At 32.1% G+C, this 7,066-nt stretch carries 6 protein-coding genes; 3 read left to right on the top strand and 3 right to left on the bottom strand.

Features of this window, described 5'->3' with window-relative positions; translation table 11 throughout:
* From KI369_RS13690 to KI369_RS13680, 3 genes are all read left to right on the top strand, one after another.
* A partial coding sequence (locus KI369_RS13690) for an aspartyl/asparaginyl beta-hydroxylase domain-containing protein (RefSeq protein WP_212956305.1) occupies positions 1–859 on the top strand: 859 nt, incomplete at its 5' end.
* 93 nt (positions 860–952) lie between these two features.
* A complete protein-coding gene (locus KI369_RS13685) occupies positions 953–1,864 on the top strand; it encodes a DMT family transporter (protein WP_000233488.1) in 912 nt (303 codons plus the stop codon).
* 158 nt (positions 1,865–2,022) lie between these two features.
* Positions 2,023–2,487, top strand: a complete 465-nt coding sequence (locus KI369_RS13680; protein WP_000827039.1) for a hypothetical protein — start codon at positions 2,023–2,025, stop codon at positions 2,485–2,487.
* A gap of 14 nt (positions 2,488–2,501) precedes the next feature.
* Here KI369_RS13680 and KI369_RS13675 read toward each other — a convergent pair whose 3' ends face one another.
* The 3 genes from KI369_RS13675 to KI369_RS13665 form a co-directional block, all read right to left on the bottom strand.
* The gene (locus KI369_RS13675) at positions 2,502–3,476 is read right to left on the bottom strand and encodes a tyrosine-type recombinase/integrase (protein ID WP_002074054.1); all 975 of its coding nucleotides are present in this window, start codon (positions 3,474–3,476) and stop codon (positions 2,502–2,504) included.
* A 131-nt stretch (positions 3,477–3,607) separates the two neighbouring features.
* A complete protein-coding gene (locus tag KI369_RS13670; RefSeq protein WP_000212568.1) occupies positions 3,608–3,751 on the bottom strand; it encodes a hypothetical protein in 144 nt (47 codons plus the stop codon).
* A gap of 941 nt (positions 3,752–4,692) precedes the next feature.
* On the bottom strand, positions 4,693–6,402 hold the full coding sequence (locus KI369_RS13665) for a hypothetical protein (RefSeq protein ID WP_212956304.1): 1,710 nt from the start codon (positions 6,400–6,402) through the stop codon (positions 4,693–4,695).
* Between the last annotated feature and the right edge of the window lie 664 nt (positions 6,403–7,066).

Below are 7,066 nucleotides of genomic sequence, written 5' to 3'. Positions count from 1 at the left end.
AAACGAGGAATTATTAAAGAAAGATTTAGCTACAATCGCGAGTTTTCCAGTTATTCCAGAAGAGTATGATGAATTTAGTTCAGGTTATTGGATGAACAACTCTTTATGGAATGCTTCAAATGATAAAAATGATACAATGTATCGTGATTTTGATCATGCAGCACAACAAACAGAGTATGGTAAGCAGTTACCTTACATTAACTCACTTCTTGAAGAATACTTCACTTTTGATAATTTAAAAATGGTTCGTACACGTAATTTAGTGGATGCAATGGTTATCCCACATAGAGATTTCGTTGAATTCTCTCATAGTACAAAGCAACGTTTCCGTGTCTTCTTAGCTTTAGAAGATAATAAAATGGCTTTCCATTCAGATGAGGAAGCAGTATTCCGTATCAGAAAAGGAGAAATTTGGTTCTTAGATGCAGCAATTGGACATGCAGCTGCTAATTTCTCTAAGGATAGCCGCGTTTTCCTTTGCCTGGACTATGTATTTGATAGTGATTTTGATCCATCTGATATCTTCAAAGATAAAAAGACATATAATCGTGATTTAGAAAGATTTATTGTCAAACGCGATAAATTAGATGAAACATTTGAAGAAGAGTTAATTACTTCACTATCTAAAGTAATTTCAAGAATTAATTTTAGAGATGTTGTATTCTTCTTATCGAAAATTCATTTTGAAAAAGATATCCCTGTTGCAAAATGCTATGATTGGCTAGATCAAATTGCAGAAAGAAGCGGTGATCAGGCAATTATTCAGAAAGCAAAACATTTACGTGAGTATATTATTGAACATCGTAATTTAGGTGAGCGCTTCAGTATGGATAACTGGAAAGAAGAAGTTACTGTTTGATTTTAGAACAAGTAAAGTAAGTTCTTTACATAAACAACCGATTTTATTTTAATAAAATCGGTTGTTTTACTATTTGTAATGTAGGAAAGGAAAATGGTTCATATGGAGATTTTAATCGGTATATTGTTTAGTATTTTATGGGCATCAGGTGCTATCGCCACAAAAATTGGTCTTTTATCTTCATCCCCTTTAATGTTTGCAACAACAAGGTTAATTAGTGCCGGTCTTATCATGTTTATCTTTACATATTTTATCAAATCTAACAGATGGCCTAAAGGAGTAGAGTGGAAACAGTTAGTTGTACTAGGTATATTGAATACCACTTTGTATGTAGGTTGCTGTTTCTTGTCACTAAAGTTGGTATCATCTAGTTTATTTAACTTATTTATCACAGTAAACCCATTTGTTGTTGCTTTGTTATCTTCTATGTTCTTAAGTAGAAAAGTAACAAAACAAGAATGGGCTGGTATGTGTATTGCCGCATTTGGCTTATTTATTGCCGTATATCCGTATTTAAAGGATACGCAAGCCACTGTATCAGGCATCATTATTCTTGCAATTGGCATGTTGTCTATGGGAATTGGGAGTGTATGTTTCACAAAATACGATATGAAGATTGATCGTCTAGTCATTAATACTTGGCAAATCATCTTTGGTAGTTTATTTGCAGTTCCTTTAAGTTTCTTATTAGATACAAATCCATATATTAATTTAGACATGAATTTTGCTATTGGTCTATTTTGGCAGGTTGTTATGACTTCGATAGTATCCATGTTACTATGGTTTTATTTATTAAAAAAAGATCCAATAAAAGCAAACAACTATCTATTCTTAACACCGATTTTTGGTTATTTACTAGCATGGTTAATACTTAAAGAAAGTATTACAATATACCATCTGTTTGGTGCAATTTTAGTAATTGGTGGTTTGTTAATCTCAGGAACCATGAATATTAAAGACTTACTACGGTCAAAAACAAGAAGTGAAAAACATAATTCTATTTAAAGTTGAAATATTTGACCGCTCAATTCAACTAAATATGTAGTGAATGCTCTTGGTAATTTCGACTGAAGTTATCTTGGGCATTTTTTTGAGTTTTCTTCCATTCTTTTTCAGAATGTATGTAAAAAAGCTACATACGTTATAAAAAAGGAGGGAACGGAATGAAAAGACTTTGGTTTGTCATTTTGTTTTTTATCACCATGCTTACAGGTTGTTCTGTAAAAGATGTAAATTGGTACCCGATATCACAAGAGGTCATGGCCACTACACCAAAAGAACTCCCATTTCCAATATCCTATCCTACTAAATTACCTTTCGAAGTAGATTCAATAACAGTTACAAATGAGAATGCAGAACATGTTACCGTTGTTTATTCAAGTAAAGACAATCAAAACTTAATTGTTGAAATAACAAGAGGAAAGGATGTTTTCCCACAAAAATCTTTACAAAAGATCAATGCATTTGATAAAACTCGTCAAGCATTTAATCATCAAAAAAATGAATCACATTATATATACTGGAATGAAAATGACGTACATTATCAAATTTATTCATCTAACGAAAATAAGAAACAATTAACAAATGATGAACTTTGTACAGTTCAAAAGTCTTTTTCGGTGAAATAGGAGTTACGTTTTTTTCATCGAGTTTTTTTAGATAACGTCAAGTATTGATAGTATCTTTTTAAAGATATTTTTGTTTTAAAACCTATTTTATTTACCAATTCATCTTCATTTATTCCTTGCTTAATTAGACGAAGAATAAACGTATTCCTCATCTGTTGTGCAGAAATACGTCTACCTAATTCTGCTCGTTTCACTTCCAGTCGAATCATCTTTTGTATAGCAACCTCAGACAAAGCCTTTGGTGCATCATTTTCGTAAACCCATCGATATGTACCTCGATTAAAATCAAATGCCACAAATAGGGGATTATCTGTGTGCTGTCGAGGTCTTACAGGTTCAGGGATAGTCGAATAATATTTGTAAAGCTGTTGTGTATCTTCAGCTGTTAAGAAGATGGATCTAGTAACTCCGTTTTCTCCTGGAACAATTAAAGTGTTCCTAGCAAACTGTATATGGTTCATATTAAGCGATACAAGCTCTTGTAAAGACAAACCATAGTTTACTATTAAATTAATTATACAAGCGTTTCTATCCATGATTAGAGGACGGTATTTAGCTTGTCTCTCTGTTAATCCCTTAGTTGATAGAACGGTTTGTTTTAAAAGTACTTCTTCCGATTCGGTAATAAAATCATTGTCATTTAGTGATTGATCCGGAATTAAAGAGAGATGAATATCATCTAATGGACTAACTATACCTAAAAACATGTGTAATTTCTTTAAAACCACCCATATCCTGTGCCTTGTTTTAAGCGAATATTCTCGTTTATTTTCTAACACTGAGAAATACGCTTGATAATCATCTACGGATATTTCATTCCATGATTTGATATGTAAAAGTAACTCATTTTCATTCAACCATCTATAAAAATCTTTAATATCGTATGCATAGCGTTGGATTGTAGAATGTTTTCGGCCTTTTTTACTTAAATATGTAGAGAAATCTTCTAAAGTTTTCTCTAAGCTAATTGTCTTGTTCAATATAATCACCTAATTTCTTTGGATATATTATAACAGAAAACAAGTGAAAGACCTGCTACCGCCCTTTGCTACGCACGGTTGCTGGCATATCCAAAAAGCAAACGGACAAACAACCCTTTGCTTTTTGGATATGTTGTTTATTAGTTATAAAGCCAGATAAATAGAGTTATCATAATACTCCAAAAAGGCACTACAAAAACTAATCCCCAAACAATCCCTTTAAAAAATCCAATCTCGTTATAGGTATTCATTTCTATGTAAGTTGTTTCTTTTAGTGTAGCCATGTGTAATCCTCCAATATAAATTGTTTATTAAAATGAAAAAAGGACAAACCTAGTCCTGGTAGGGATACGTAGGTTTGTCCTTTTGTATGAGGGTAATGATCTGTTTAATTACCATTATTATAACGCAATTTACAAATATTTTCAATTAGGTCGGACATCTTATTAACAATTATACTAGCTATATTAAAAATCTATTATAAATATATACCTTATATAAAAAAAGAAATAAAGATAAAACTATTATAGGTTATCAAAAACAGGGGAAATATCTACTCCCACAAGGGAAAATTTCATGTTAGAACCTAAAAAATCATAAATAGCAGAAAATGTATTCGTAAATTCAATGATTATTAGACGTTTAATTCTACAAAAAAACAGAAAGGAATTACTATATTTCTACATGAAATCAGAAAGAATTTGATACTAATCGCATTATATATATTCAACCCCGTAAATAAGAACTTTTTTACTTATTTTAGTAATCAGGTTAATTCTAACCGTCTAATTATCCACATTTTATTCAGATTAGGCTGCTATTTTTGAACATAACTCACTATTTACACATAACTCACATTTTTGTTGATGATTTTTATTAGATAAATACAACAACATTAGTAATAACAATGATTTTAGAAGGATTATATCCACATTGGATCATATTTGTCCTCATATCCACTATTTTTATAATTTTCCTTTTGATTTTTTGTAGGTATTATGGGATAGGTTTTAATACAGTAGAGGAATACACTCTAGTATTATGTGGAGAGTTATGCATTGATAGAATCAAAATTGTATAGAAGTGCATAAAAAAAGACTCCATTTTACATGAAGTTCTTTCGATTTAGTATTTATAAATAGAGTAGTAGGAAGGTGTTACTACTCAAATAAACACGAATAGCCCTCTACTTTTGTTTTTTTCAAAAATAGAGAGCTAGTTGCTATTATTTTATTTTCATTGCGGTTAGCACCTGATCAGGAGTGGTTATTGTTACACCAGCACGTACTAAACGTTCAAAGGTACGCATAAACTCTAGTAAATTAAACTGTTTTGGTAGCTCAATCACACGCAGCTGCTCTTGCGGTAGCTTATCAATTTCTTCAATAAACCATTCACGTACATCACTTGGAATTGTGCGTTCTTTATGGCCGCGTACTTTTAATTTTTCGCGCATTTCAATTTCTAAAGCAATATATGCATGGAGATTCACACCTTGATCATATGCATATTTTCTAAATAACGTTTCTTCCTGATATTTTAAATAATTACGGTGATAAGATTCTTCCGTCACAGGTACCGCAAATTTCTGCTTCAGTAGTGTATGCACATTCTTAAACATCTTCTTAATGTTGTGAAGAGAGTACATAGAATAATGTAAACCGAAATTAAAGACAGCTTGCTCACGGTCACTATTTCTCTCTTTTGGTATATGTTGCGCAATAAGAGGGTAGATACCTTCTTTCGCTGCAGCATCAAGGATTTGATATTGAGATGTTTGATGCAATAGTTTTTTCAATGTATATACAATTTTCGTTGGATATCCTTCTTTTCGATCAATCATGTCACGGAGTCCGCGAATTACACTGCGGATTTGACGATGACAAGTATGCTTTAATACATGAATGAACTTATTCATGTCTGCAGACAGTTCACCGATATTCATCTCCTGTAGAACTGCTTCTATAAACTTTGCCTTGCGAGCATAGGTGGTTTTTGGTGTAAATGGATCCCTGTGTTGCTCTTCTCCAGATTCTTTTGTACATAAAAAGTCTGAATGAATAGATAGATATAAGGTTGTATATCGTTTTGTATGCTTTACCCCTTTTTGCATTTTGCAAATTTTGAATAGGGGATTCCCCGTACATGGTAATGCCGTTGTTAATTCATCGATAACGGAACGGATTTGATGCGGATATTTTTTATGTAAGAAACGATACATCCCACCGAAGTGAGTTTTGTTTCCTCTTTCATCCTGCTTGTCCAATGAACGCTTTAATGTTGTTTCTGTATGTTGTTGCATGGCAATGTCTAAGAATAGTTTCTTAGCCGCTACAGATAGCTTAAAGAAAGCCTTAGTAAATACAACAGGACTAATATATACGTATGGATTTGCTTTTTCTGTTTCCTCATTCATAAAATGAGTCAGCTTGATTGTATATCGGCCATCTACTCCGTTTTCAATGGAGATAATGTTATGTAAGTTTAATTTCTTTAATGCAATATAGAATTGAGAATGTTGGATATAAGCAAATTCTTCTTTATATTGCTTGTAATCTTCCCACATCATATTTATTGTTACATTTGGAATGACACCATTAGTAAAGCATTTCTTATGTAGATATAAGAAAACTTCAAGATCAGCATTCGTAATGCCGTATAATTTATGTTTTCTTCCTGTTTTTTCAGCAAGTGCAGACAATGCGCGACGTGAAAAAGATGGCTTGGCTTTTTCGACAAAACCTTCTTCGTCAGCAATACGTTCTTCGTATGTCATGTGCTGCAGAATATCTTCTAAATATGTATCTTTATAGCTGTAGTACTTATCTTCAAATGCTTCTACAAGTTTTTGCCAAGACTTTAGTGTTACTAACACGGCATTGGTTGTTTTCCCATTTAAGCTACGTTGATTTCGTATTACAAATGATTTCCCCATCTTTTTCACCTCCGTTCTACAAATTCAGAAATATATGCCAAAAGACTATAAAATATACCAATTTTGATTATAGCAAAACGAATTTTGTAAAAATGTGCCCTTTAAGAGAGAATTTTAAAAAAGGCAACACCTTACGAGCCTTAGAGCCACAAGGGATAGAAAAAAAGTTTGATTTTTTTTTTGGTACGCAACTTGGGAAGGAGTGTTGCTTTTTTCTTGTATGATGCTATTTATTGAGAATAGGAGAAATCCTTTAATATCAATACTCTATAGATATTCCAATTGATTTTTGGTACGCAACTTGGGAAAGATGTTGCTTCTTTTTCGCGAAAATGGGTACGCGACTTGGGAAAGGATTTCTGTGAAATATATAGTTTGTTTTAGATTAAATGTTTTAAATCACCTGATATAACAGCATTTGTAGCTGGTTTTATTAGTAGTATAGGTACGCGACTTGGGAAAAATGTTGCTTATTTTTAATGTGAAATTAAATAATTTAAATATTAGGTGTTGCTTGTTGCGAAAAATAAGTACGCAACATGGGAAGAATGTTGCTTGTTTTAGTAAAAGAGTACGTAACATTGGAAAAGCGTTGCTCATTTTATATTAAAAGTACGCAAGATGGGAAAGATGTTGCATGTTTTACAGGAAAGGTACGCAAGAT

The sequence above is a fragment of the Bacillus sanguinis genome, assembly GCF_018332475.1.
Classification (GTDB): domain Bacteria; phylum Bacillota; class Bacilli; order Bacillales; family Bacillaceae_G; genus Bacillus_A; species Bacillus_A sanguinis.
Note: the sequence above shows the minus strand (reverse complement) of the source record. Positions and strands in the feature narration are given on the sequence as shown.

Coding starts and splice junctions, on each gene's coding strand:
- KI369_RS13685 (WP_000233488.1), top strand. CDS start 953: ATGGTTCATATGGAGATTTTAATCGGTATATTGTTTAGTATTTTATGG.
- KI369_RS13680 (WP_000827039.1), top strand. CDS start 2,023: ATGAAAAGACTTTGGTTTGTCATTTTGTTTTTTATCACCATGCTTACA.
- KI369_RS13670 (WP_000212568.1), bottom strand. CDS start 3,751: ATGGCTACACTAAAAGAAACAACTTACATAGAAATGAATACCTATAAC.
- KI369_RS13665 (WP_212956304.1), bottom strand. CDS start 6,402: ATGGGGAAATCATTTGTAATACGAAATCAACGTAGCTTAAATGGGAAA.